Below are 23,257 nucleotides of genomic sequence, written 5' to 3' on the forward strand. Positions count from 1 at the left end.
CTGTTGTAGGTGTAGCTCATCATGAACTCGCCGAAACGCGAGCGCGATTGCAGTAGATCGGTGCTGGGGTCGTAGGTGTTGGACAGTTCCGTCTCGCCGGTGCCGACATTGGTCACGGTCAGCGGCAGACCCAGCACCCATAGCTTCGCGTCGTTGACGTAGACCGTGGTTTCTTCGATCGAGGACTGCCCGGCAATATCGTTGTAGCGCTTCACATCCGTAGGCTGCGCATACGCGTTGAACAGCATCGCTTGCCAGGTGTAGTTCTGGCCGTCCTGCGTGATCGTGCGAATGCTCACCGGCGAAAGCTCAGTGACTTGAGGTTGGTTATCTCTTAATAACTGATCGGTCCCATAAGCCGTTGGCCACGGGCCGCCCGTGGGATTGGCGTAGGTGTTGACCTCCGAACGCATCAAGGTGCCGCCGGCGGCACCGCTGTAGGTGTCCGTGCGTAGCAGTTGCCCTTCCGTGGCATCGAAGCGATTGCTATAGGTGTAACGGGTGTCGTTACCGTTGGGATCGGTGACATCGGTATACACCGTCGCGGGGCATGTGCCGCTGGTCGCGCAGGCGTCGCTACTCCAACTCTCATTCGCTGGCGAGTAGCTATAGCTCCAGGTTTGCGTGGGCATCCCCGCACCCGAGAGCGATTCGCCCACGATCGCTGGCTGAATGTACCACTCCGGATAGAAGGACGAAGGAGCGGTACCGTTCGAATTCCCGAAACAATATTGAGGCACGTAAGAACGGCCGCTCAGCTTCACCGAAAAGCTGAACGTGCCCGTGAGCCCGGAGGGCGCCGTTACTGTGCCAGTTCCCGCGCTTGTTACGGGGTAAGGAATCGGCGGAATTTCGTTGAGTTGACAGTTGCTATTCGAGGGATAGATGACCTCCTCGCCTATTGGAAGGTTATAGGACCAAGCACTTCCGTCGGGTAATTGCACGCCTGTCAACACGGGCGTTACGGTTGTTGGGCCGCTATAGCTGTACGTCCAGGTGCGTGACGCAACATTAGTCGTCTTGGCAGTGACCGTCTGGATAAGCGGTGTCCCTGATACGTAGGTGATGTCCACCTCACGTCCGTCGCTGGCCGTAATGCTGGAGAGATACCCCGTGTTGGGATCGTAGTTGTAGGTCAGCGTATTGCCAAAGCGATCCTGGATCTGCGTGACATACATAAAAGCATCTTGCCGCAGCAATATGCTGACCCCGCCTCCCGGGGCCACCATGGGCGTTACGTTCTGTGCCGAGACAGAGCCCGATTTAGGTGAGGACACCGCGGCAGCCAGAGTGCCACCGCCGGCCCCGCCTACAAGCGAGTTATACGGACGATAGACAAGATGCGCGAAGGTATAGCGCGTGCCATCGGGCGCAATAGCGAGGAACCCTTCGCCGCCGTCACTGGCGGTGACGCCGCAACCGATCATCCAATTGTTCTTGGTGACAATGGAAAAAGGTGTCCCGCTCATTATCGGAGAGAGGGAATTCGCGGTGCTTCGTGGCATTAAAAGTTGGCTACCTTCGCCCGGCACCAACAATTTGTACCCGTACCAGTATTGCTCCGCTGGAAATCCTGCGCCGCCGGTTGTGGGAGCGATACCCGGCGGTGGTTTGAAGTTCGTGCAACGCTGCGTTGTACCCTGCGTAGCGTCCGGAAACCCACCCGTTTGCCAGATGGCCGCTGAGACAGCACCACTTGCCCCTGTGATCGTTTCAATGCGTGGGATATCGAGATCCCAGTCGCCAAGAGGACGTTCAGGACCAATATTTGGATCGGGAATCCGCTGCCAAAATTGCAACGTTCGACCCAAGGTTATTGTCGGGCCGGTGCCACGCAAGGTGACGTCAGTGGCATTGAAAGAAAAGCTTCCGTCGTAGGTGTTGATGGTTTCACCAAACGGATGCTCGCCCAAAGGTTCGATGTTTTGATCGACCTGGATGAGCTTTTGGTATTCCTGATCCGGAGTCGCCGACTGGGCATGGCACGATCCCGCCAGCACCAACAACGCGGCCGCCCACAGGCAGCTCCCTTGCCAACGTGCACTCATCGAATTGTCCCCTTGGCCCTGCTCATTGCGCGCAGGCATGTTCTTACCAATAACGCGAGATCCCATGCATCGTCAATAGGCAAATTCTTGCCGCCTCATGACCCAACTGGTGTGAGCCGATGGCCGCCAAACTGCTACTGGCTCCCCGGCAGAGCCGAGGAACCACTAATAATACCTGGGTATTACGCCGTTAACCGCGATAGGTCCCTTTGGGTGAAAGCGGAGGGAATCGTTCCAAATCGTTAGTTCACTTGCACGCCAGGCCCGATATTTTTTTCGAGAAAGCTCTGCACGTGGTTGTACATGTCCACGAGATTCTCTTCCTTATAGAAGCCGTGTCCTTCCTTTGGTTTGGTCAGCCATTCGTACGGCTTATGCGCGGCTTCCAATGCGGCGCGCATTGCCTTGGCCTGTGCAAAGGGGGCGCGTTCGTCTGCCTCGCCGTGAATCAGTAGCACCGGTACGTCGATCTTGTCGGCAAGCTTATCGGGTGAATTGGCCGCCAGTTCGGAAGGATCCTTGCCAATGGCTTGCTCCAGGTAATTTCTTCCGGCCTTCCGATCCTTGATGTCACCCTTGTCGTACATCATGGAAAGATCGTAGATACCGGCCTCTCCGATCGCGCATTTGAACAGGCCGGGCGCGCGGATCACCGACATCATCGCCGAATAGCCACCAAAGCTTCCACCGTAAACGCAGACGCGCTTGGGATCGCCGTAATGTTGCGCTTCGGCCCACTTCACGCCGTCGATCAGATCTTGCTGAATGCGCGTTCCCCATTTGCCGTATCCCGCGTCGACGAACCCGGGACCGCGACCACCCGATCCGCGGTAGTTAACTTGCAAAACCAGATAGCCGCGACTTGCCAGAAACTGCGCATCGGTGTCGAAAAACCAGGTGTCGTGGATGTCGAATGGGCCACCGTGCGGCATCAGCACCATGGGCAGGTTGCTCATGGTGGCGCCGCGCGGCACGGTAAGAATCGCTTCCAGCGGCATGCCGTCACTGGCAGTAAAATGCATGGGCACACGCGAGCTCATCTTGTCGGGATCGATGCTTGCGTTCTCCGAGAATAATTTCCCTATCTTCCTGGCTTTCATGTCGAACAGGTAATACGTGCCAGGTTCGCGATCGCTGCTGACTTCGAAAATCAGTATGGTTCCGTCTTCGCTGAAGCTGGAAAAATTGACGAACTCGTTTGGAAATTTGCTGAGCAATACCTGATAAATCTGAGACAGCTGCTGATCGCCGTTGATGACGATCGACTTTGGAATGCCGGTGGTCGGCGCAGCGGCGATGGGTTCGTTTTGCGGCGTCCATTGCACGTAGCCGATGCTGCCGAAGTCGTCTTTGGCTAGCAGCTGTGTTTGGGTGCCGTCCCCATTCGTTTGCACCAGAGACAACGGGCCGCCTTTGACGTTAGTGAGCGCATACAGATGCTGCTTGTCTTGCGAGAAGGCGATGGGTTCGAAGCGGTCGCCGCGTTCGCCATTGGTAAGCTGCGCCCATTGACCGTTCTGCATGCGATAGACGACGTAGTTATTGTCTATGTCCCGGCCTTGCGCGTAGCGCACGTTGCCGTCCGGATCCATGGTGAAGTCCATGTCGCCCACATTGATCTGGCCTATCAGGTGACGGACGCCGTTGTCGGCATTGACGTCGTACAGCCAGGTGTTCTTCTCGTCGTTCCACATGTAGGTCTGCATGTAGAAGTGACCGTTGGCTTTCGATGGCAAGGCGGCGATGGTGGCATAGCCGTCGTCGGCGGCGCGCTCCAAGCCACCACGCCCGGCCTGGCCCCATTCACGATTGAACATGGGCTGGACCCGCGCGCCGTCCGCGTTGGCGGCGGTGATTTCGCCCAACCGTTCCGGGCGATCGAGCGAACCCCAAAATTTAGCCAGTTCGACCAATATGCGGTCCGGCCCCGTCCACTGGATGTCGTACGCAAGCTGACTCCAGGGCAGCCGCAGACTTTTCGGATGGCCCATGTCGTCGAGATGGTAGATCAGTACGGCATGGTCTTCGCCCTGCTCAAGGGCTACCGCCAAATACTTGCCGTCGGGCGAAAGCCTGGGCAACGAAAAACCACCTCGATGCGCGAAAGCTTCCACCGGTACTCGGTCGCCGGCTGCGGCGACGACAGGCATCAACAAACACAGCGCGGCCGCCAAGGCGCGCGCACGTCCATTCCCCATGTTTTATCCCCTGTTTGCACACGATGTGTCATACGGCTCGGCCAACCTGTTCCCCAGGGCCGCCCGCGTGGGGCTAGTGTAGCCAAACAATCGGAGGCTGACAGTGTCCTGATGTAACAACATGCGGCCGGTTACACAGCCGCCTTTGATGCTCACGGGCTCAGCCATGCCGCAGCCCTTTGTCGTGCACTTCAACCCCGTGGCCCTTCACCCGGGGCCGATCCAGATTCATTGGCATTGCCGTGACTATGTCGCGCGCGCCACGGCCTGCCCGCCTTTCGTGAAAGCGCACGTAAACCAGATGGCGCATTTTGCTGCGGCAGACTGAGCAACACCGGCACATCACCGGCGGCAACGCGGCCGATGGGTATCAGCCGAGTCCGTAGTCGACCAACGGCGATCATGCGTTGAGGCCGAACGCTGAGGATCGTGCCACTCCTTTCTGAATTTCGAACTCAGTAAGACAACGACAACGAACTCATCCAAGTTAAAGCCGCTGGTTGTTTCGGAGATGGAATCGGATTGACGGTATAACTCAGCTGATTGGACAGATAAATGCCCCGTCCCATACGATGGACATAGGACATCGCATAGTTACGGCTGAAATCCACGGCGGTGAAACCACTCGCCTGTCGCATGCGCTGAAAGGAGCGACTCAGTTGATTAAACGTATAGCCCAGCGCTAACACGTCATAGGGCTGCCCGAAAGGACCTAATACGTAGAGCGTAGCGCCGACATCCCCGGCATAGACGTTTCGATCAGGTGGCGCGTAGTCGGCCTTTACATTGATGTAAAAACCGCGGAACGGTTGTGCGGCATCGGTTTGGGACAACTGATAGTCTCCGACCAGGTAATAGGCATAGTTACTATCCGCGTAGCCACCTTGGAAGTTGGGGAATCGGCTTTCGTTGTACATCACGCCCTGGCGTATCCACATCATTCTTTGGTGAGGAGCGGCATCGATCTGGTAACCGAGTTCATTGATATATAGCGCCTCAGCACCGGGAATATGCCATTTCAGTCCCAAGAAATTATTACTGTCCCAATCGGCTTGGGGCCCCTTGGGGTCCACGCTGCGGGTGACGCCGAAACGCTCGTAAAAGTGCTTGCTCGCCGACGCCAGGCGTACATTGATCTCGGGCGCAGCCTTGTTAAAGATAAATCCGACTTCGTATGGGATGGAACTTCCGACACCCGCCGGCGACGTCGTCGAATTGGTTCCTAGGGAAAAGCCATAAAACTGGTTTGCGATTTCGTCAAAACCATATTGCACCTGCTCGCGCCCGTCATTGAAACGTTGACTGACATAAAGACTGTTGATGGCGAAACCGGTCGGATTTTCTTGGGCGTAGGAGAACGCTTGCACATTCGCGTTGAACACCAACTGCGATGCTCCAGCGAAACCCACCCGGGATAAATCGTAGGTCACATAGACAAACGCATTAGCCCTGTAGGTTGAATCTTGTCCAATATAGAGTTGGGGATGGGCGCTGTGGTTCAGCAGATCGAAAGTGCCACCAAGGTAAACGCCTCCTTCAATCAACCATCCTCGGTCCGCCAGCTTCTCGCGAAATCCGCCTAAGCCCGGCGACAGAGTTTCGCAGTTGCTGATCACCGGGCTGGTTGTGCCTTGCGGCTGCAATCCGTCATACCGATGGCAAGGGGCAACATCGGTGCTGACGCCTGGATCGGTAGAGTCCGTCGGGAGTAGATACTTGGCGTGCGCGTCATCGCAAACGGCTGATAAACCCAGCAACAATCCGCCTGCTAACACGAGCGCAAAACGATAAGAATTCTGAGACATAGTCGTCCGGCGTGCCTGCATACGTAACAGGCACGAAAAGCGCGTGGCATCGATGTGGGGAAACCTAGCCTCGGTCGCTACGGTAATTGCGCAAGTGGCCTATATACAGTGCCAGAAGGCATACCCAGTTCAGCAAATCGGACTTCGCCTTAGGTCGTACGCAGACGCGCGCTAACGTAGCGTCGCGAAGTCAATTCACCTTGGCACCCGTTACAACCCGTTTATAGTCGCTGACCGTCGCTACCTGAGAGGGGCCGCCGTTGTAAGAGTTCGTGACCTCTTCGTGAATCGTGTTGTGATCCGCACTCATCGTGGCATGAATGATTGTGTGCACTTTCTGGCCGTCGACTTCGCTATCTAGCGCAACAGTCCATGTGTTGCCATCAATGGTCGTCGTAAATTCGGTGCAACCTTGCATGTTGTCGCACCACACGCTCTTGTAGAGCTTGGCTTGAGGATCCCACCAGGCATAGCTTTGGCCGACGATGTGTCCGCTCGTGCCGCGCGACCAAAAGTCCTGGACGACCGAGAAACCACCCGGACCTTTCGTCATGGTCATGACGCCATGATCGATGCCTCCTTTTGGCGAAGTTTTTCCGGGTTCTGTGCGGATAGTGACGTTCCATTTGCCGATTCGCGGGTAAAGCGCGGACATCTCCGGAGGTGGCATGCTCGTTGCCGTCGAGGCAACGGATGCCGACGTTTTATCGCTGATCGGTGCAGGGGAAGCTGCAACCATGCAAGGCATGACGGACAAAAAACAGATAAACACAATCGACTTTTTCATATGCCACCTGTATGCAGCGGAGATGTTACGGCGTCCGCGGCTCCCTGATACCACGCAGCAGCAGCCACAAGCCGATGATGATCTCGTACAGGCCTGCCGGAGTGTCGAAATTCGCGCCCAGCGGATTATCAGGCCAAACGATGGCGGCGATTGTCCCTACTAACATCAGTATGTAGGTCAACAGCCCGAACCCCGACAGCAGCCGGGGTATATAACGGGATTTAAAAAACAGCCAGCTGAAAACAATGCAACCCAGCGATAGAAAGATCAGGCCGATGTTGTAGCCTGCATCGTGCGTGTCATTGAATAGCCAGACGAGATTCTGTAGCTGCTGACTTGAAAACACCGTGGCATATCGCGCATCGGTCAGCAGCTGCAACATGGTGAAGCTGTTGAGCGTAATGACGCCAAGCACCGCGGCTTCCGCTACTCGCCAAAACGCCGCAAGCAGGGCCAGATGCCGGCCGATCGGCCGAAGCAACACATACAGCGCAACCGCCATGGCGATATCACCGGTAAAGGCGATCAGATCGCTGACAATACCGAGACGAAACAGCAGCAGATGACCGGTGATTTGGGCCGCCGTCTTCGCCGGGTCGTTATCCGCGATCAGACTGCCGCGACCGTTGAATTCGCCGAACACACCACAGGCCATCAGCAGCAAATACAGAACGCCTGCCACCTTTGCGGCCGTGCGCTGGGACTGATCGATTGCGGTGCTTGCCATGACGCTCCCCTACGACGCCGACGATCGGCGCGTTATCAACGGGTAAAAACATTCCGTACGAGGACTTGGAACACGACCGACTACGCAAGGCTAGCCAGCCTTCCCCGCAGCAAGGAGTGCCGGAGGTCATCGTGATAGAGAAAACGTGTGTCTTCTTAATGAATGTCTTGTGTCGAAAACGGATGAGTTTCCGAACCCTCCACCTGTTCCCATAGGTATCTACACATCTTGGAGTAAAACCTCGTCTTGCCTCGTCGTCATTCCGGCGAAGGCCGGAATCCAGTTCAAATACGCGTCCGAAGGACACAACACCTGCTTTTGAGTGCTTCGCACGGCTTATTGAAACTGGATTCCGGCCTTCGCCGGAATGACGACCGGGCTAGTTCGAGCCTAACAAGAGATGTGTAGATATATGCCCTGCTCCTCAAGGAAAACCAAACATCAATCTTTCTTGCGCGATCTGGTGCGCTCGTCATCGGCTTGAACCCGGATTTTTCGCCTGGCCTCCGAACGACTCTTCACGTGATCAATAAACGCCCGCAGCTTCGGCATGATTTGTCGACGATCGGGATAGTAGAGAAACACTCCCGGCGTCACCGGTTCGAACGGCTCCAGCACGCGCACCAGTTTTCCTGCGCTCACCCATTCACGGGCAATCGGCTCAGGTACCTGCGCAAGCCCCATGCCTTCGACGGCTGCGCCAAGCATGGTGGGAAAGTCGTTGGCGATGAAGGGGCCGGATACGGCAATCTCGATCGCGCGGCCGTTGTCGTCGAATGACCATAGTGCGAGCGCACCGTTGGATCGCCGCCATCGCAAGCATGCGTGTTGGCGCAAATCGTCCAAGCACTCGGGCCGACCGCGGCGAGCTAAGTAGACGGGACTGCCAACGATGATGAAGCGAAACGGTGGCGTGAGCGGAACCGCGACCATGTCGGCGGCGACGAACTGGCCCATTCGGATGCCGGCGTCGAATCCTTCCGCCGCAAGATCGATCAGCTCTTCGCTTGCGGCGATCTCCACCTCCACCTCGGGGTAGGCTTGGCAAAAGGATGCGATGAGTGGCTCCAGCAGGATCGGCACCACCGCGCGCGGCACTGAAAGACGCAACAGTCCGGCAGGCCGCTGGCCGAGTCCGCGCGCGACCTCGCCTGCGGCGACAAGCTCTTCGAAAGCAGGTTTTGCGCGCGAGAGAAATCGTTCGCCGGCTTCGGTCAGGCCGACACTGCGCGTGGTGCGCATGAAAAGCGCTGCGCCGACGCGCGCCTCAAGTACGCGCACCGCCTGGCTGATCGCGGACGGGGTCACCCCGAGTTCCGCCGCTGCCCGGCGAAAGCTACGGTGCTGGGCAACGCTCAGGAACGCCTCGACGCCATCGAGTGCGCCCTGCCTGACTGTGAAGTTCTGCTTCATAGCCCGTCAACATTATGGTGAATAGTCGCTCACGCGAAGCGATGGTACACCTGTCTCCTACTTCCGGAGTCACGCCTGATATCGACTCCCAAGCTCCAGACAATCCGTTGAGGCATAGAGGAACCCAGCAATGAGCGATGTACTTGATGGCGTACGCGACCACTATCGCGCGACCGGCCTGACTGAGCGATTGAAGACCGTGCTTGCGGTTCTCGGGCCGGAGGATCAGCAACTCACACCGCAGCAATTGGGCGCTCTCGACCAGTTTCATACTCGCGGGCTCGCTGCGACCGCCGAGCTTGCCAAGTTGGCTGGGATCACCGCGGATATGTCGGTGCTGGACGTCGGTTCAGGCGTCGGCGGACCGGCCCGTTTTCTGGCTGCAACGTATGGCTGTCGCGTCACAGGTGTCGACCTCAGCGAGCCGTTCGTGGACGCCGCGCGGTATCTCACCCAACGCACGGGACAGAGCGAGCAGGTGTCGTTCCATACCGCAAGCGCGCTGGAACTTCCTTTCGATGACGGTCGTTTCGATGTTGTATTGCTGCAGCATGTGGCGATGAACATCTCCGACCGGGCGCAGCTCTACCGCGAGATCCGACGCGTGCTGAAGACAGGCGGCAAGTTTGCGACCTTCGACGTTATTTCTAACGGCAGCGAACCGCACTACCCCGTTCCCTGGGCGCGAACGCCGGCAACGAGCTTTCTCCTGACCATCACTGCAACGCAGGAAGCGATCGAACAAGCAGGTTTCCGCACGCTGGCATGGCAAGACGATACCGAGACTGCAAAGGCGTGGATCGCCCAACTGCGTGCGTCGGGACCGCCGCCTTCGCCCAATCTCAGCGTGGTGATGGGGACAGATTTTGCGCAGCTCGCCAACAACTTGGGTCGAAATCTGATGGAAGGTCGACTCGGCATCCTGACCGCGGTGTTCGAGGCTGCGCCCGCCAACACCTGATAGGAGGCAACATGTCGCCGGAATCTATTTTTCAATTACATCTTGTTCTGGGTTATGTCGCGTGGCTGCTTTGCTTCAGCGTATACGTCTGGCCCAGACTCAAGTCGATGGAGCCGTTCGAAGCGCAACGCGCCATCGCCACGTTGCATAGTTTCCGTTTCTTCGGGCTGGCCTTCATCCTGCCGGGCATCGTCAGTCCCGATCTGCCTGCCAGCTTCGCTACGTTCGCCGCGTATGGCGATTTGGCAACGGGAGTGTTGGCCATCCTGGCGCTACTCACGGCAAGGATACGTCCGCTCTTTTGGCTGTTCGTCGTCGCCTTCAATCTCATGGGGGCCATCGACATCATCGTCGACTACTACCACGCGATCCGGGCCGACCTTCCTGCGCGCGCGTGGGAGTTTGGCTCCATGTACGCGATTCCGATCATTTACGTGCCGGTGCTAATGATTACGCACTTCACAGCGTTCTATTTGTTGTTGCGTCGTCAACCCACGATGGCTCGGGCGCTCGTCAGCGATGCGATCAAATCGTAGATCGGCTTAATTTCGAGGCAATCCAGATTGTCGTTATGTCGACTGGCTGTTCGCCCACTCTCGCACCGCCTGCGTGAACAACCTGAGCGCAGTCGGAGGATGCCGATTGGAGGGGTAATAGAGGCATACCCCAGGTAATGAAGGACTCCACTCGGGAAGCAACTGGATCAGTCGACCCGATGCCAGATGTTCTGCCACGTGGTAGTCCGGAAGCCAAGCAATGCCGATACCGGCCAATGCTGCATCCACCATCAGGTTTGTATTGCCAAGCGTCATCGGACCGTCGACATCGATATCGACACTTGAACCGTGGCGCTCAAGGTTCCAGCGGTAAAGCGCGCCGCTGAGGAACCGGAAGCGGATGCACCGATGCTTGCCCAGATCTTGCGGTGTTTTCGGCGGCTCATAACGCGAGAGATAAGCGGGCGATGCTACGGCCGCCAACCGCATGTCGGGTCCGAACCGAATAGCGATCATGTCACGTGGCACATCATCGAAGAGTCGGATGCCAGCATCGAAACCATCGGCCACGATATCCACCAGTCGTGTATCCACAACAATTTCAACGTGTATGTCGGGATAGGTAGCCAGGAAATCCGGAAGAACATGCTGGATGAGCGGCTTGGCTCCCGCTTCCGCCGCGCTGATCCGTATCGAGCCCGAGGGCCGATTGCGGGCCGAGCCCACTTCGTTGACTGCATCTTCGAGATCGGCAATGGCCGGCTGCGCGCGTCGCAGAAGCTTTTCGCCAGTCTCTGTCAGCGCGACCGATCGGGTCGTTCGGTTAAACAATCGCGCATTGAGTCTTGCTTCGAGATTCCGCATCGCGTGACTAAGCGCCGAGGGTGAAACGCCTAGCTTGCGCGCGGCTGCGCGAAAGCTGCGCTCCTCGGCAATAGCGATGAAAGCCGTCAGTTCGGATAGGCCGGCGCGCAACATAGTTGAATTTCTCTCAACAACCCATGAAATGCTAGCCATATTGTTGAGTTACTTACAACACCCTACCCTTTCAAACGTTGAACGCCAACCACAGCGTTACCGGCAGCGGGGGTATCCGTCACGCACCGGCCCATCCATTTCAGTCAAGAACGGACCTGCTGATTCGATAGCGGGCAATCGTTCGCCTTCAACATTTCAAGAGGAATGATCATGGAAACGAACAACGCCGCGAGCAACAACATTGCCGGAAAAGTTGTCGTAATCACCGGCGCGAGCAGCGGTCTGGGCGAGGCAACCGCCCGCTATCTGAGCGCGCGGGGCGCCCTCGTCGCGCTAGGTGCACGGCGCATCGACCGCATTCAGTCATTGGCGGATGAATTGGTCCGCGGTGGCGGCAAGGCCATCGCCGTGGCAACCGATGTCACTCGCCATGAAGAGGTCAAAGCACTGGTCGATACGGCAGTCCAAACCTTCGGACGCGTTGACGTCATGATCAACAATGCTGGGCTGATGCCGCACTCACCCCTTGAGCGACTCAAGATCGACGACTGGAACCAGACGATCGACGTGAACATCAAGGGCGTGCTGTACGGCATCGCCGCAGCGCTGCCGTATATGAAGCAGCAAAAGAGTGGTCACATCATCAACGTTTCATCTGTTGCCGGCCGCAGCGTCCGGCCCGGTAGCGCCGTCTATGCCGCCACCAAAAGCGCCGTGCTGATGTTGTCCGAAGGACTGCGCCAGGAAGTAAAGCCCTATGACATCCGCACGACGGTGATCTCGCCGGGCGCGGTGGCTACGGATCTCCCGCACAGCGTTACCGAGCCCGATATCGCCGGCCACATCCAAAAGTTCTACGAGCAATACGCTATCCCGTCCGAATCCTTTGCGCGGGCAGTCGCCTTCGCGATCAGTCAGCCGCCGGACGTTGATGTGAACGAGATACTGTTCCGGCCCACGCGCCAGGAAGGATAACGCCGGCATAACTGCGAAGCAGGTGCGTCCGTGGTCATCGTTTCCGTCGAACGATGACCACAGGAAGGACATGTCCAAGTGCGTTGCAAAATCGGTTCGGATTTGACCTCATCACCACGCAAATTTATGTGCTACTTGCCGTCTTCCTAAGACGATGCCTGTGAGCAGCTTGTTTCGCACGATTGCCGCAAAGAGACATGCTGCACCAACGTCGCGCATGCCCTCGCGTGTGATCGGCAAACAGCAACGTACAAGTAGGCCCCTCGCACGCTTTTACATAAGAGAAGTCTTCCGTACAGACCAACTGCGCCATCGAATCTGCGATCGGAAGCAGCAACGCCTCCGGCGAAGTCCAGCGACGCATTGGGATCAAGCGCAACGACTCGTCCGCTTGAGCGACGATTTCGCCATACCTTTCGTCGCGCTTCAGTAGCTGGTTGAGAGGTTCGAGTTCGATCAGATCCGCAGGCTTCAGCGGATGTCCCTTGTGTTCGCGGACGAACGCCCGAAACCACTCCCTAAGCGCCCGTGCCTGATCCGCCAGTCGATCGATCTCGCCTGGAATCGCACGCTGCCGCATCGCACTGATCACTTCGTCCGGCACCAGCCGCGCCTGTTGAAGCCAGCTCAGCAGCCCTTCTCCGTCCTCGAGCCAATCGACCGGCGTATCCACCGGCGTGGCTACCGAATTGAGGAAGTCCAGCCCGAGTGAATCGGCCAGGAAAAGAGCGGGGATCGACTGTGTCATAGGGTTGTCTCCTATCCATCAAAGTAACCGCCTAAATAGCTCTTGACAAGTTACTTATTCCACAATAACCTCCTCAGTAACGTATAGACGGTTACGACGAACGCAAGCCCAGCCGTCGTCTAGTCAGCCCATACTGATCAGAGGAGTAGAGAAAATGAGCGCTAAAACGGTCACGACAGTGTTTGCCCATGGCGCATGGGCCGACGAATCGAGCTGGGACAAGGTCGTCAGACTTCTCCAGTCTAATGACATTAAAGCAGTTACTTTTCGACTACCGCTCTCGTCGCTCTCCGATGACACGGCCGAGCTGGACAAGGTACTGGAGCGCATCCACGGGCCAGTGGTGCTGGTCGGTCACGCCTATGCGGGTGCCGTGATCGCCTCAACACATAGCGCCAAGGTCCGAGCCTTGGTCTACGTCGCGGGCCTGGCACCGGACCAAGGGGAAACGGTGGCCGACGTGTTCTACCGCTACGAACACGATGACAAGGCGCCCAAGCTCGCTCCGGACAGCGATGGGTTGATCCGCCTTCCTGCCGAAGCTTTCAGCTCTGCGTTTGCCCAACATGCAACACCGCAAGAGCAGCAGGCACTCGCCGCAGCGCAACTACCCATTTCACCTGCGTGCATCACCGTTCCTGTTGGGCTACCTCTCTGGAAGCGCGTTCCAGCGTGGTATCTGCTGGCTGAGCAGGATCACATGATTCCCGAGCGAACCCAGCGCTTCATGGCAGAGCGCATGCAGGCGCGCATCAGTGCTTACCCCGTCGATCACATGCCCAGCGTCACTGCACCGGAGCTGGTCGCTAGCGTCATTGTCGATGCGGTGAAGCAAAGCAAGGTCTGACCGCATTTCGCGTGTCCTTTCCCGATATCCCTTACCTCTCTCATCCAAAGGAGAAGTCGCCATGTCTTCCATTCGCTATCGTCATGCTGACGTCGACGGTCTGAACATCTTCTATCGGGAGTCCGGCTCGCCCGGTAAACCCAAACTGCTGCTGCTACACGGCTTTCCGAGTTCGGGACACATGTTTCGCGATCTCATTCCGTTGCTGAGCGAAGACTTCCATATCGTCGCACCTGATTTGCCCGGATTCGGCCAATCCGATATGCCCTCACGCGAGCAGTTCAACTATACGTTTGACCACATTGCGGATGTCATCGACCGCTTCACCGAAATCCTGGGTTTTGATCGCTTTGCGATCTATGTTTTCGACTACGGCGCACCCACCGGTTTTCGTATAGCAGTGAAACATCCGGAGCGCATCACCGCCATCATTTCCCAGAACGGCAACGCTTACGAAGAAGGCCTGAGCGACGGCTGGAATCCGATTCGCGCGTACTGGGAAAATCCGTCGCATGCCAACAGAGAAGCCTTGCGCGGCTTTCTGGCACCGGAAGCCACGCGCTGGCAATACACGCACGGTGTTCCGGACGAATCGCTTATATCGCCCGACGGCATTGCGCTCGATAACTACTATCTTGCGCGCAAGGGATCTGACGATGTTCAGTTGGACCTGTTCCTCGATTACAGCAGTAACGTTGCTCTTTATCCGACGTTTCAAACTTATTTCCGGACTCATCGGCCGCGACTGTTAGCGGTGTGGGGCAAGCATGATCCGTTCTTCCTGCCGCCGGGCGCGGAGGCTTTCAAGCGCGATATTCCGCAAGCGCAGATCCAGTTTTTCGATACCGGCCATTTCGCACTGGAGACACATGCGAAAGAGATCGCACAGGCCATCCGTCAATTTTTCGCTATCTGAAATCTAATTCGGTACCGGGAGAACTGCATGTCCAACTCAACCGCCATCGTGACAGGCGCAAGCCAAGGTATTGGTCGAGCCACGGCGATTCGTCTCGCCCTGGACTTCAGTTCGTTGGTACTCGTGGCGAGAAACCGCGAGCATCTTTTGGAAACCGCGGAGTCCATAAAGGCGCATGGCTTTAAGGTTCGACTCGCTGGATGACTGGTTCTATGCTTCGCATGGACGGTGGAGAAGTCAAATCTGTTTAGTTTGGTTTATACGCAACAGGTGATTGGTATGAGCGACATATAGTTATGCCGCCTTGAGCTTATCTTCGGTCATCGCCTTGATCCGCCCTAGCATCTAGTCCGCACTTATTTCTGGGGATAGACCAACGCAGTGGACCCGATGACGATGATGCCAATAGAGCTGGAAAATGGCACGTCAAACATCTCTGCCTGCGTAAATCCCTTCGACTTCAGATTGTCTTGTATCGCTTGAGCAACCTCGGCTTGCTTGGTGTGCTTGGTTTTCCGAATCACCATGACGCGATGGGTTGGCAACCAGTTCGAGGAATACTCCATGATGCCTCCGCTCCCATTGCAATGAGCAAGGTGCGTGCCCGTTCTCCCGATGGCGATGACAGGTACGCAAGGCCCGAAGGAATCGGAAACCAAAGGTGTCTTGTAGGTCGTGTCGCTTGCAAAGCTGGCAATACCCACGCAAATACCGCGAAGCCCGCAAACATCCACTTGATGATTCTCCAACATCTTGCTGGTTGGAAAATAAGGTGCCTTTTGCTGGATATTGAGATAATAAAGTCGCCTTTGACTCAGTGATTTGTTCACCATCATCTGAACGCAATCGTTCAAGGTGCCGGACGTCTGCCTGGTTTTCATACGCTGTCCTTTTTTGCGCGTGATTTAGAAGACGAGAAAAGCGGACATTTCGCTGTTAGCTTTGGGCGTTTTTACAGAGACGGCTTCCCGAATAAGCAAGCTGGTATATTCCGGCGACTGCTCTTATTGCTGCCTTCGATCGGATCGGCAATGGGACTCCGATTTCCACAGCTTTGCACGCTTTGATATCAGGAGGTGAATCCATGGCGTTGCAAGCGAGCTCCGATCTGCCGGCCGTCCCCTCGACCGCTTTTAGGCACGGAACTTGCCTTGGTACCCCGCGATGAAAACACCGTCCCTATCGCTACCGAATGACATCCGACGCGGCAGTCTGGCCTGCGTCGGCCTGGGCATGACGCTAGGCTCCCACCTTACGCCGCTGGCACGCAGCCATATCGCGCAGGCGGATGTCATATTCGCCGGACTTTCCGATGGCATCGTGGAAATGTGGCTGGAGCGCATGCACCCGGATGTGCGCAGTCTTCAGCCCTATTACCAGGAGGGTAAGTCGCGGATGAAGACTTACCGTCAGTGGGTCGATCTGATGATGACCGAGGTGCGTGCCGGCAAGCGGGTCTGCGGCGTGTTTTACGGGCATCCCGGCATTTTTGCGTGGTCGCCGCACAAGGCCATCGAGGTTGCCCGCGCCGAAGGTTTCGAGGCACACATGGAACCAGGCATTTCCGCCGAGGATTGCCTCTACGCAGATCTTGGGATCGATCCCGGTCGTTTCGGATGCCAGCATTTCGAGGCCAGCCAGCTGCTTTTCTATGAGCGGCGCATCGATCCCGCCGGCTACCTGGTGCTATGGCAGGTCGGGTTGGTCGGCGATCGGTCGCTGGCTCGCTTGCAGACTGGGCCGGCGTACCGGCAGGTGTTGGTGGATCTGCTGAGCCGGGACTATCCGCTCGACCACGAGGTGATAATCTACCGCGGCGCAACGCTACCTATCGAGAAACCACGCATCCGTCGCATCCCTCTGTGCGATCTACCTCTGGTCCAATTGGCTGTCGAGGAAACGGTGGTGGTGCCACCTGCAGAAGCCTTGAAGCCAAACCTCGCCATTCAAGAGCGGCTGGAGGCACTGGACAAGGCGGACGCCTTGGAGTGATGTGAAGAGGCAACGAGGGCAAAGATCTTTCATGCAATGCCCGCCTCGGGGAAGGCAGGCTTCGGCAACAGCCTGCGCAACTTATAAGTATTGATGACTGCGGTCATCATGCTTTGTCACGCCGATGACAGTACAGCGTCGACGCGCCAGCTCTATCAAGCTGCTTTATGACGATCGAAGCAAACTAAGGGGGAAAAACACATGGCAGACACGATTGAATTATTAGAGGCCATCGGCCAAGACGCGTCGTTGCGTTACGCATCGACGGAAGAACTGACAAAGGTGCTTAAGCAGGTAAAGGCTTCCGAGGCTCTCTCAGCCGCCGTAGCACTCAGCGACAGCTCGCAACTGTCCCAGGAGTTCGGCCCCAAGCCCATGCAGGCGCCGCAAATCGTCCAGGCTCCCGCTCGCGAGGACGACGAGCCGGAAGAAGACGATATCGGGGAGCCACTAGATAGCCCGGCTTCCGACCGCAGCAACTCGTCTTCCTGTCGATAGGCGACGTCAGCATGCGCCGGCTGCAGAGCCGCTTCTGGTCATGGCCTGTATTAACGGCCATAGCTTGGATCGTACTTCTGCAGTCTGGCCATGCCGCCGCACCTATTACAGATCCGGCAGCATTTCTATACCAGGCAGAAAGCCTGGACACGAAAGATCACCCACAGTTCGTCCGGATGTTGCAGCAGATCCATCACGAAGCGATCCGCCTGACCCCGGAGGAGCAATGGCATCTGCATTATCTCGATGCATGGGAGACTATGTTCGAGGGCGACTATGCCAAGTCCGAGGCCCAGCTTCACGATGTGATCGATCACTCCGGTGACGCAACCCTGGCAACTAAGGCCTCGGCGTTGCTCTTGACTAACTTGGCAGCCAATCGACGCTATGAGGAGGCGTTCGCATTGGCCAATCGCGCGACGACTGGGCTACCCGGAGTTAAAGATCCGAAGGCTCGTTTCATGCTGTTGATGCATCTCTCGCAGATGCTGGATTTGGCCGGCCAAACCGATCTTGCCATTCAGTACGCACGCATGATGGAGAGCGCCATTCCTTCTGGCGAGACCCTGTGCCGCCCCCTCTACTTCCAAGCCGCGGCGCTCTACAACGGCAAACGACTCACATCATCTAGCCCGGAACTGCAACGAGCCATCGATACCTGTGTAGCCGCGCAAGAACCGATCTTCGCCAACGCCATGTGGCTCACCCTGGGCAGCCTCTATCTGGATGAAAACCAACCAGGCAAGGCTATGGCCCTGCTCAACCAGATTGCCCCAAGCATCCGCATTAACCATTACTACCCCCACATGCTGTCAGCGCAGGTACAACGGGCACAGGCCTACGCAAAACTGGGCAACGACACCGAAGCCAGAAAAGCCGCCCTCGCGGCCATTTCCATGGGCAATCCAGGCGATATCAGCATATGGCTGAAGGAAGCCTATGAGGTGCTCTATCAGATCGAGAAAAAGCAAGGCAATGCCGCCGCCGCACTTGCGTACCACGAGCACTACGTCATCCAGGACAAGGGTGATCTCAATGACATCAGTGCGAGGACGGAAGCTTACGAGGTCGCCCAGCAACACATGCTTGCCCAAAAACTCGAAACAGAAAGTCTAAGCAAGCAAAACAACATCCTGCGCTTGCAACAGGCCCTCAACACCAAGGCCGTCGAAACCAGCCGGCTTTATATCGCCCTGCTGCTCGTTGTGCTGGTATCCATCGTGTTCTGGGTGTTCCGGCTCAAGCGCTCGCAGCTTCGCTTCAAGGAGCTGTCGTGTCTGGATGGGCTTACCGGCATCTTCAACCACCAGCACTTCATCAGTGAAGCCGATCGCACTCTGCGCCTGCTGGAGAAAAAACACAGCGCCGCCTGCCTGGTGTTCATCGATCTGGACCATTTCAAACAGGTCAACGATACCCATGGCCATGCCGTGGGGGACGCCGTGCTGAGGCGCACTGTTGCCCTCTGCCAGAAGCAATTGCGCCCAGCCGACCTGTTCGGCCGCCTGGGCGGCGAGGAGTTCTGTCTGCTGCTGGTGGAGTGCTCCCGCGAGCAGGGTATGGTGATCGCCGATCGCGTCCGCATGGCCATCGAAGCGTTGCCGATTGAAGCGGACGGATGCGTCGTGTCGTTTTCCGCCAGCCTCGGCCTGGCCTCCACCGACACATCCGGCTACGGACTGCAGCGCTTGTGCCGGGAAGCGGATGCCGCGCTCTATCGAGCCAAGCGCGGTGGGCGCAATCGCGTCGTCGCCGATACCGAAGACGGCAGCCTGGCGGAAGCCTGAAACGCCGGAACGCCAGGCCGCCCTGGTTTGACCGACTTCTTGTGCCGCGAAACGTCACTTCTTGCAACGCAAGCGCCATGGCGGCGAAAGCGCGGCATGGTGCAGTCCTCTAGGTGTTGCCGCATGGACTGGGCGGTCCTCGCTCACGGGCTGCTCTTATCAACTTGGCGCCTGTTTCCGGCCGTGCTCGGCCGAGTTTCGCCATTTCCGGGCTTGCCAGCCTCTGACTCAACGCAAAACCGTGAAACAGCGCACACTCCAAGTGCGAACGTGGCGTGACGCATGCTTCCCACCTTACGAGGCCCGAAGAGGCCCATGTGCAGGGGGAATAGGGATGGAACAGATCGTTGAATGTCTTATTGCCGGCGGGCCCCAGCATGGCCTGGTGCGACGGCAACTATGGGATCCGCATTATCCGGCTCCGCCTGTCCTGGCATCCGGCGATGGAGCAGTATGCGCTGCCGCCGCACGTCGCCCGACTGGTGCAGGCAGCAATCGCTTTCTGCTGGTACATCCGCGCGCGACCGGCTCACAGATCCTGGCCATGATGAGCATGCTGTGCGCGCAGGCCATGGTCAATATTTCGCTGCGTTGCTAAGCCGCCACCAGAGCTTTCCGATCAAGCCCCCACCGGCACGTCCACTACCTGACGCGCACTCAATACCGTACCAGCCGAAGCCACGATAACCGCCGCGATCGCAAACCACTGCAGCACGCTCAGATGCTCGCCAAGAAAGATCATCCCGGCCATGGCAGCAAAGGCGGGTTCCAGGCTCAGCAAGGTGCCGAAGGTGCGTGCCGGCAGACGGGTCATCGCCATCATCTCCAGCGTATAAGGCAACGCTGAACTCAACACTGCAATACCCAGCGCGGACGGTAGCAACGCGAGTGACAGCAGTGCGTGACCCGCATGTGCAAAGCCGACCGGCAATGCAACCAGTGCAGCCACCGAAGTACCCCATGCCACCGCGTTGTTGCCGTAGACCGCGCCGGCCCTCTGCCCCAAGACGATATACAGCGCCCAGCCGACGCCTGCCGCAAGCGCGTAGCCCACGCCAATCGGATCGAGCCGTTGCGCCGAACTTCCCGGCGGCATCAGCAACAACAACCCTGCCACTACCAGCGCCACCCACACCACATCCAACCAGCGGCGCGAATGAAACAGCGCTAGCGCCAACGGCCCGGTGAACTCCACCGCCACGGCAATGCCCAGCGGAATGCGCTGCAAAGCCAGATAAAAAAGCAGGTTCATCACCCCGATGGACAAACCGTAACCCCACAGCACAGCTCTGGCGCCACCAGGCTGCCGAGACCGCCACGGTCTTTGCAGCAAAAGCAGGATCACCGCACCTAGGCCCAATCGATAAGCGGTTGCCCCTTGCGCACCTACCAATGGGAACAACTGCTTGGCGATGGCCGCGCCGCATTGATACGACGCCATGGCGACCAGCAGCACGCCAACTGCCAGCAACAAGGATGAAAGCGATGCAGCATGAGGCCGATGCATACGTAAAAGCCTAGCTCGCGAAGGCCGCTCATGATGCCTGTGGAAAGCAGAGCGCGCCAGCGCAAGACGAAAGCCCCGGAAGACTACTCCCGGGGCTTTTTTAGAGTCGTGCAGGGGGATACGTTCAGCGACCGCCCTGCACAGAGGCGCTCAGAATATCTCCGCCCCCTTGCACTTGAACAAGGGCCGCCGTGTTCAGTTCTGATGCCGATGAAGCTGGAAGCGAAAATGTTCTTTCGCTGCCGCTCCAGGTTCCAAGATGGACGAGTTCACGTACGACATTGCGTTGCGCCAAGGTGCGGCCGTTGTTCTCCCCGCCCCCAATGGCAACGTTCTGAGTCCGTGGATCGTATCGCACCAGCCATACGTCGCCTGCACTGTTCGCGCGAGAACTTGCCTTGATCGAAACGCTGTTTCCGGACCATTCGATGGCAGGCCCATCGCTCTGCGCCTGAGTGATGGCGGCTTCGAGTTGTGCCCGATCCGTTCCCACCAAGTCCGCATGGCCATTGACGTACATCTGCGGCGTCCAGACCGTATCGCGCCGGTGATAGTGCGCGTAGCTCCACTGGCGCTCCGTGTAGGTGCTGGTGGCGAAAGTGTCTTTCCAGCCGAGATCATCCCAATAGGTCACGCCGAACGACAAGGCGAGTACACCGGGATGGTCCGCCACGGCGTTGAGATTTGCTTCGGCCGGCGGACACGATGAGCAGCCCTGACTTTGGAAGAGTTCAACGACCACAAGCTTGTGCTGTGGAGACGAAGCGACGTCCTGCGCGTGCACCGTCATGTGCAACATCAAAAGTGCGAGTGCTGCGAAAACTAGCGCTTTAAATGATCGGTTTTTCATAAGGATGCCGTGAGGTCTGAGATCAGCGATTCAAAGACTGCTGATTAGTGTCGAGTCCCAGTTACGCTTTATCGTCGCCCCGACGAACGCCGGGGTCCAGCGCCATTGAGGGCAGTTCAAAGTCACTGGGTCCCGGCTTTCTCCGGGATGACGAGCAAAACAGTACGGTGATCTGAAGCTCGACCCTAATCAGAAAAAGTAAGCACTGAAGTTCCTTCGTCGCATCCCCAAACACGGTTACGTCCGCCAAAGCATACGTCCGCAAAAAAACATCGCCTCATCGCAATATGTAGAGATTTCGTGACGACGCAGAACACATCACCGTTCTTGCGCATAAATACATCCATCGATGTAACCACCTCGACTGTTCCCCCGAAGCACTAGAAGGCCGATGCGCACGGTCGTTCGGAAGTAACCATGCGCGGCAACCCGTGGTGCCGCCATTACCTAGGCTCATATCGAGGACCAACCATGAAAAAGGCAATTTACGGCTCAGCGCTGCTGGCGCTGATGGTGGCAAATGCTGTCCACGCGCAGCCCGGCTTCGGCTGGCACAGCGGGGATCTCATCGTTACGTCGTCCAACACGGCCAGCAACCAACTTCTTGTCTATGACACCAGCGGCAAATTGATCGAACAGATCGCGACGGGCGGCGCTGGCGGTGTCAGCGGCAATGCCGGCGGTATCGCACAGAATCACGATCTTCTCGCTGTGGTGAATTTCGGATCGGGCAATGTCTCGGTCTTCCGGAAATCGCCGGAGCATCACTTGCTGCAACTGGAGAAGCAGGTACCGGCCATCACCAATCCGGTAAGCGTTGCCTTCGGCCGCGGCCACCTTTACATCCTTACCGCCACGCATATTGAATCCCATTCCATCGATCGCTTTGGTGTGGCCTCCTCCGCCGATGGCGAAGCGCAGTTAGTCATCGCCGACGGTTCAGCAGCACAGGTAGGTGTGCTGAACGGCCAACTGGTCGTCGCTGAAAAGAGCAATGCGATCGAAACCGTCGACTTGACTGATGACGGCGCCGTCACCGGCTCAACGAAACTAGTCGCCAACATTCCCGCCAACGTCAACACGCCATTCGGGCTCGCCACGCGCGGCAACGATGCCTACGTGACGATCGCCCACGCCAACGAGATCAGCCTGATACGCAACGATGCGGTGTTGACGGTGACCGGCTCCGGCACGCAGATGGCGCCCTGCTGGGTCACGCTCGATGGCCCGTTCCTGTTCTCGGCGAACTCGCCCAGCCACTCCGTATCCCGCTACGCGGTGTATGGGCAGAAAATTATTCAAGATGCCGCGGTAGTGGCGACATTCAATGGCAACCCCACCGACATCACCTACCGCGATAGTTTGGCCGCGGTGGTGGATGCAAACGGATCGGTTTCCCATGTCTCCGTGTTCGACGTGGATGGCGACGGCAACTTCAACCTGAAGAGCAGCGCCACTATCAACAACGTGGCAACGAACGGCATCGCCATCGTGCCTTATGACCGTGATTCCAACGACTGATTCATACTGACAGCCGCAGCGAGGCGTGGTGACATCACGCCTCGCTGTGCGTTTCGGTCTCTGAGCCGCCCACGCGCTCGGCCCAGTTGAATTCCTCCGCGACATAGGGCGACACGGCGCCTGCCGCACGCCGAAGTCACGCGCACAAACAATGACCTCCGGCATTGGCATGGCCCATCGAACCCGCCGAGGCTAGGTTGCA

General features: G+C 57.6%; 22 protein-coding genes. 11 read left to right on the plus strand and 11 right to left on the minus strand.

Annotation, left to right across the window (positions count from 1 at the left end; all coding sequences use genetic code 11):
* From ISP18_RS11115 to ISP18_RS11140, 6 genes are all read right to left on the minus strand, one after another.
* Window positions 1-2,048, minus strand: a 2,048-nt coding sequence (locus ISP18_RS11115) for a hypothetical protein (RefSeq protein ID WP_404559523.1), incomplete at its 3' end; no start/stop codon positions are given.
* 242 nt (window positions 2,049-2,290) lie between these two features.
* Window positions 2,291-4,246 (minus strand): alpha/beta hydrolase family protein, encoded by a 1,956-nt coding sequence (locus ISP18_RS11120; RefSeq protein ID WP_380006766.1) that lies wholly within the window; start codon window positions 4,244-4,246, stop codon window positions 2,291-2,293.
* 455 nt (window positions 4,247-4,701) lie between these two features.
* A complete protein-coding gene (locus ISP18_RS11125) occupies window positions 4,702-6,051 on the minus strand; it encodes a hypothetical protein (RefSeq protein ID WP_380006763.1) in 1,350 nt (449 codons plus the stop codon).
* 190 nt (window positions 6,052-6,241) lie between these two features.
* Entirely contained in the window at window positions 6,242-6,838 is a 597-nt protein-coding gene (locus ISP18_RS11130; protein ID WP_380006760.1) for a hypothetical protein, read from the minus strand.
* Window positions 6,839-6,863: 25 nt separating this feature from the next.
* On the minus strand, window positions 6,864-7,565 hold the full coding sequence (locus ISP18_RS11135; protein ID WP_380006757.1) for a DUF4386 domain-containing protein: 702 nt from the start codon (window positions 7,563-7,565) through the stop codon (window positions 6,864-6,866).
* A gap of 441 nt (window positions 7,566-8,006) precedes the next feature.
* A complete protein-coding gene (locus tag ISP18_RS11140; RefSeq protein WP_380006754.1) occupies window positions 8,007-8,978 on the minus strand; it encodes a LysR family transcriptional regulator in 972 nt (323 codons plus the stop codon).
* A 130-nt stretch (window positions 8,979-9,108) separates the two neighbouring features.
* On the opposite strand from ISP18_RS11140, the gene ISP18_RS11145 reads away from it, so the two are divergent.
* Together ISP18_RS11145 and ISP18_RS11150 are read left to right on the plus strand one after the other, a co-directional pair.
* Window positions 9,109-9,939, plus strand: a complete 831-nt coding sequence (locus ISP18_RS11145) for a class I SAM-dependent methyltransferase (RefSeq protein WP_380006751.1) — start codon at window positions 9,109-9,111, stop codon at window positions 9,937-9,939.
* Window positions 9,940-9,950: 11 nt separating this feature from the next.
* Window positions 9,951-10,475: a hypothetical protein gene (locus tag ISP18_RS11150; protein ID WP_380006748.1), complete on the plus strand. Its 525-nt coding sequence runs from the start codon at window positions 9,951-9,953 to the stop codon at window positions 10,473-10,475.
* Window positions 10,476-10,508: 33 nt separating this feature from the next.
* Here ISP18_RS11150 and ISP18_RS11155 read toward each other — a convergent pair whose 3' ends face one another.
* The gene (locus ISP18_RS11155) at window positions 10,509-11,414 is read right to left on the minus strand and encodes a LysR family transcriptional regulator (RefSeq protein ID WP_380006746.1); all 906 of its coding nucleotides are present in this window, start codon (window positions 11,412-11,414) and stop codon (window positions 10,509-10,511) included.
* A gap of 210 nt (window positions 11,415-11,624) precedes the next feature.
* Here ISP18_RS11155 and ISP18_RS11160 point away from each other — a divergent pair, with 210 nt between their 5' ends.
* The gene (locus tag ISP18_RS11160) at window positions 11,625-12,389 is read left to right on the plus strand and encodes an SDR family oxidoreductase (protein WP_380006743.1); all 765 of its coding nucleotides are present in this window, start codon (window positions 11,625-11,627) and stop codon (window positions 12,387-12,389) included.
* Between the two features lie 124 nt (window positions 12,390-12,513).
* On the opposite strand, the gene ISP18_RS11165 is transcribed toward ISP18_RS11160, so the two are convergent.
* On the minus strand, window positions 12,514-13,137 hold the full coding sequence (locus ISP18_RS11165) for a CGNR zinc finger domain-containing protein (RefSeq protein ID WP_380006739.1): 624 nt from the start codon (window positions 13,135-13,137) through the stop codon (window positions 12,514-12,516).
* Between the two features lie 154 nt (window positions 13,138-13,291).
* Here ISP18_RS11165 and ISP18_RS11170 point away from each other — a divergent pair, with 154 nt between their 5' ends.
* The 3 genes from ISP18_RS11170 (at window position 13,292) to ISP18_RS11180 (ending at window position 15,104) form a co-directional block, all read left to right on the plus strand.
* Window positions 13,292-13,984 carry an alpha/beta fold hydrolase gene (locus ISP18_RS11170; protein WP_380006736.1) on the plus strand — a complete coding sequence of 231 codons (693 nt, stop codon included), beginning with the start codon at window positions 13,292-13,294 and terminating at the stop codon, window positions 13,982-13,984.
* 61 nt (window positions 13,985-14,045) lie between these two features.
* Window positions 14,046-14,900, plus strand: coding sequence for an alpha/beta fold hydrolase (locus ISP18_RS11175; RefSeq protein ID WP_380006732.1), 855 nt, complete (start codon window positions 14,046-14,048; stop codon window positions 14,898-14,900).
* Window positions 14,901-14,927: 27 nt separating this feature from the next.
* Window positions 14,928-15,104 carry an SDR family NAD(P)-dependent oxidoreductase gene (locus ISP18_RS11180; protein WP_380006729.1) on the plus strand — a complete coding sequence of 59 codons (177 nt, stop codon included), beginning with the start codon at window positions 14,928-14,930 and terminating at the stop codon, window positions 15,102-15,104.
* A gap of 152 nt (window positions 15,105-15,256) precedes the next feature.
* Here ISP18_RS11180 and ISP18_RS11185 read toward each other — a convergent pair whose 3' ends face one another.
* The gene (locus ISP18_RS11185; protein WP_380006726.1) at window positions 15,257-15,781 is read right to left on the minus strand and encodes a hypothetical protein; all 525 of its coding nucleotides are present in this window, start codon (window positions 15,779-15,781) and stop codon (window positions 15,257-15,259) included.
* A 283-nt stretch (window positions 15,782-16,064) separates the two neighbouring features.
* Here ISP18_RS11185 and ISP18_RS11190 point away from each other — a divergent pair, with 283 nt between their 5' ends.
* The 4 genes from ISP18_RS11190 to ISP18_RS11205 all read left to right on the plus strand — a co-directional run bounded on the left by ISP18_RS11190 (window position 16,065) and on the right by ISP18_RS11205 (window position 19,775).
* Complete coding sequence (locus ISP18_RS11190; protein WP_380006723.1) at window positions 16,065-16,892, plus strand: SAM-dependent methyltransferase; 828 nt, start codon at window positions 16,065-16,067, stop codon at window positions 16,890-16,892.
* Between the two features lie 201 nt (window positions 16,893-17,093).
* Entirely contained in the window at window positions 17,094-17,390 is a 297-nt protein-coding gene (locus ISP18_RS11195; RefSeq protein WP_380006720.1) for a hypothetical protein, read from the plus strand.
* A gap of 11 nt (window positions 17,391-17,401) precedes the next feature.
* A complete protein-coding gene (locus ISP18_RS11200; RefSeq protein ID WP_380006717.1) occupies window positions 17,402-19,177 on the plus strand; it encodes a tetratricopeptide repeat-containing diguanylate cyclase in 1,776 nt (591 codons plus the stop codon).
* 334 nt (window positions 19,178-19,511) lie between these two features.
* Window positions 19,512-19,775, plus strand: a complete 264-nt coding sequence (locus tag ISP18_RS11205) for a hypothetical protein (protein WP_380006714.1) — start codon at window positions 19,512-19,514, stop codon at window positions 19,773-19,775.
* Window positions 19,776-19,796: 21 nt separating this feature from the next.
* Here the strand turns inward: ISP18_RS11205 and ISP18_RS11210 are convergent, their stop codons facing one another.
* Window positions 19,797-20,684 carry an EamA family transporter gene (locus ISP18_RS11210; protein ID WP_380006711.1) on the minus strand — a complete coding sequence of 296 codons (888 nt, stop codon included), beginning with the start codon at window positions 20,682-20,684 and terminating at the stop codon, window positions 19,797-19,799.
* 124 nt (window positions 20,685-20,808) lie between these two features.
* A complete protein-coding gene (locus ISP18_RS11215) occupies window positions 20,809-21,474 on the minus strand; it encodes a DUF1223 domain-containing protein (protein WP_380006708.1) in 666 nt (221 codons plus the stop codon).
* Between the two features lie 531 nt (window positions 21,475-22,005).
* On the opposite strand from ISP18_RS11215, the gene ISP18_RS11220 reads away from it, so the two are divergent.
* Window positions 22,006-23,055 carry a lactonase family protein gene (locus tag ISP18_RS11220; protein ID WP_380006705.1) on the plus strand — a complete coding sequence of 350 codons (1,050 nt, stop codon included), beginning with the start codon at window positions 22,006-22,008 and terminating at the stop codon, window positions 23,053-23,055.
* Window positions 23,056-23,257: the final 202 nt, after the last annotated feature.

Source organism: Dyella humi (assembly GCF_044904605.1).
In the GTDB taxonomy this organism is placed as follows: Bacteria; Pseudomonadota; Gammaproteobacteria; order Xanthomonadales; family Rhodanobacteraceae; genus Dyella_B; species Dyella_B humi.

Bases quoted from the DNA above. Each gene is read 5' to 3' on its own strand.
- ISP18_RS11120 (WP_380006766.1), bottom strand. From the start codon at position 4,246: ATGGGGAATGGACGTGCGCGCGCCTTGGCGGCCGCGCTGTGTTTGTTG.
- ISP18_RS11125 (WP_380006763.1), bottom strand. From the start codon at position 6,051: ATGTCTCAGAATTCTTATCGTTTTGCGCTCGTGTTAGCAGGCGGATTG.
- ISP18_RS11130 (WP_380006760.1), bottom strand. From the start codon at position 6,838: ATGAAAAAGTCGATTGTGTTTATCTGTTTTTTGTCCGTCATGCCTTGC.
- ISP18_RS11135 (WP_380006757.1), bottom strand. From the start codon at position 7,565: ATGGCAAGCACCGCAATCGATCAGTCCCAGCGCACGGCCGCAAAGGTG.
- ISP18_RS11140 (WP_380006754.1), bottom strand. From the start codon at position 8,978: ATGAAGCAGAACTTCACAGTCAGGCAGGGCGCACTCGATGGCGTCGAG.
- ISP18_RS11145 (WP_380006751.1), top strand. From the start codon at position 9,109: ATGAGCGATGTACTTGATGGCGTACGCGACCACTATCGCGCGACCGGC.
- ISP18_RS11150 (WP_380006748.1), top strand. From the start codon at position 9,951: ATGTCGCCGGAATCTATTTTTCAATTACATCTTGTTCTGGGTTATGTC.
- ISP18_RS11155 (WP_380006746.1), bottom strand. From the start codon at position 11,414: ATGTTGCGCGCCGGCCTATCCGAACTGACGGCTTTCATCGCTATTGCC.
- ISP18_RS11160 (WP_380006743.1), top strand. From the start codon at position 11,625: ATGGAAACGAACAACGCCGCGAGCAACAACATTGCCGGAAAAGTTGTC.
- ISP18_RS11165 (WP_380006739.1), bottom strand. From the start codon at position 13,137: ATGACACAGTCGATCCCCGCTCTTTTCCTGGCCGATTCACTCGGGCTG.
- ISP18_RS11170 (WP_380006736.1), top strand. From the start codon at position 13,292: ATGAGCGCTAAAACGGTCACGACAGTGTTTGCCCATGGCGCATGGGCC.
- ISP18_RS11175 (WP_380006732.1), top strand. From the start codon at position 14,046: ATGTCTTCCATTCGCTATCGTCATGCTGACGTCGACGGTCTGAACATC.
- ISP18_RS11180 (WP_380006729.1), top strand. From the start codon at position 14,928: ATGTCCAACTCAACCGCCATCGTGACAGGCGCAAGCCAAGGTATTGGT.
- ISP18_RS11185 (WP_380006726.1), bottom strand. From the start codon at position 15,781: ATGAAAACCAGGCAGACGTCCGGCACCTTGAACGATTGCGTTCAGATG.
- ISP18_RS11190 (WP_380006723.1), top strand. From the start codon at position 16,065: ATGAAAACACCGTCCCTATCGCTACCGAATGACATCCGACGCGGCAGT.
- ISP18_RS11195 (WP_380006720.1), top strand. From the start codon at position 17,094: ATGGCAGACACGATTGAATTATTAGAGGCCATCGGCCAAGACGCGTCG.
- ISP18_RS11200 (WP_380006717.1), top strand. From the start codon at position 17,402: ATGCGCCGGCTGCAGAGCCGCTTCTGGTCATGGCCTGTATTAACGGCC.
- ISP18_RS11205 (WP_380006714.1), top strand. From the start codon at position 19,512: ATGGAACAGATCGTTGAATGTCTTATTGCCGGCGGGCCCCAGCATGGC.
- ISP18_RS11210 (WP_380006711.1), bottom strand. From the start codon at position 20,684: ATGCATCGGCCTCATGCTGCATCGCTTTCATCCTTGTTGCTGGCAGTT.
- ISP18_RS11215 (WP_380006708.1), bottom strand. From the start codon at position 21,474: ATGACGGTGCACGCGCAGGACGTCGCTTCGTCTCCACAGCACAAGCTT.
- ISP18_RS11220 (WP_380006705.1), top strand. From the start codon at position 22,006: ATGAAAAAGGCAATTTACGGCTCAGCGCTGCTGGCGCTGATGGTGGCA.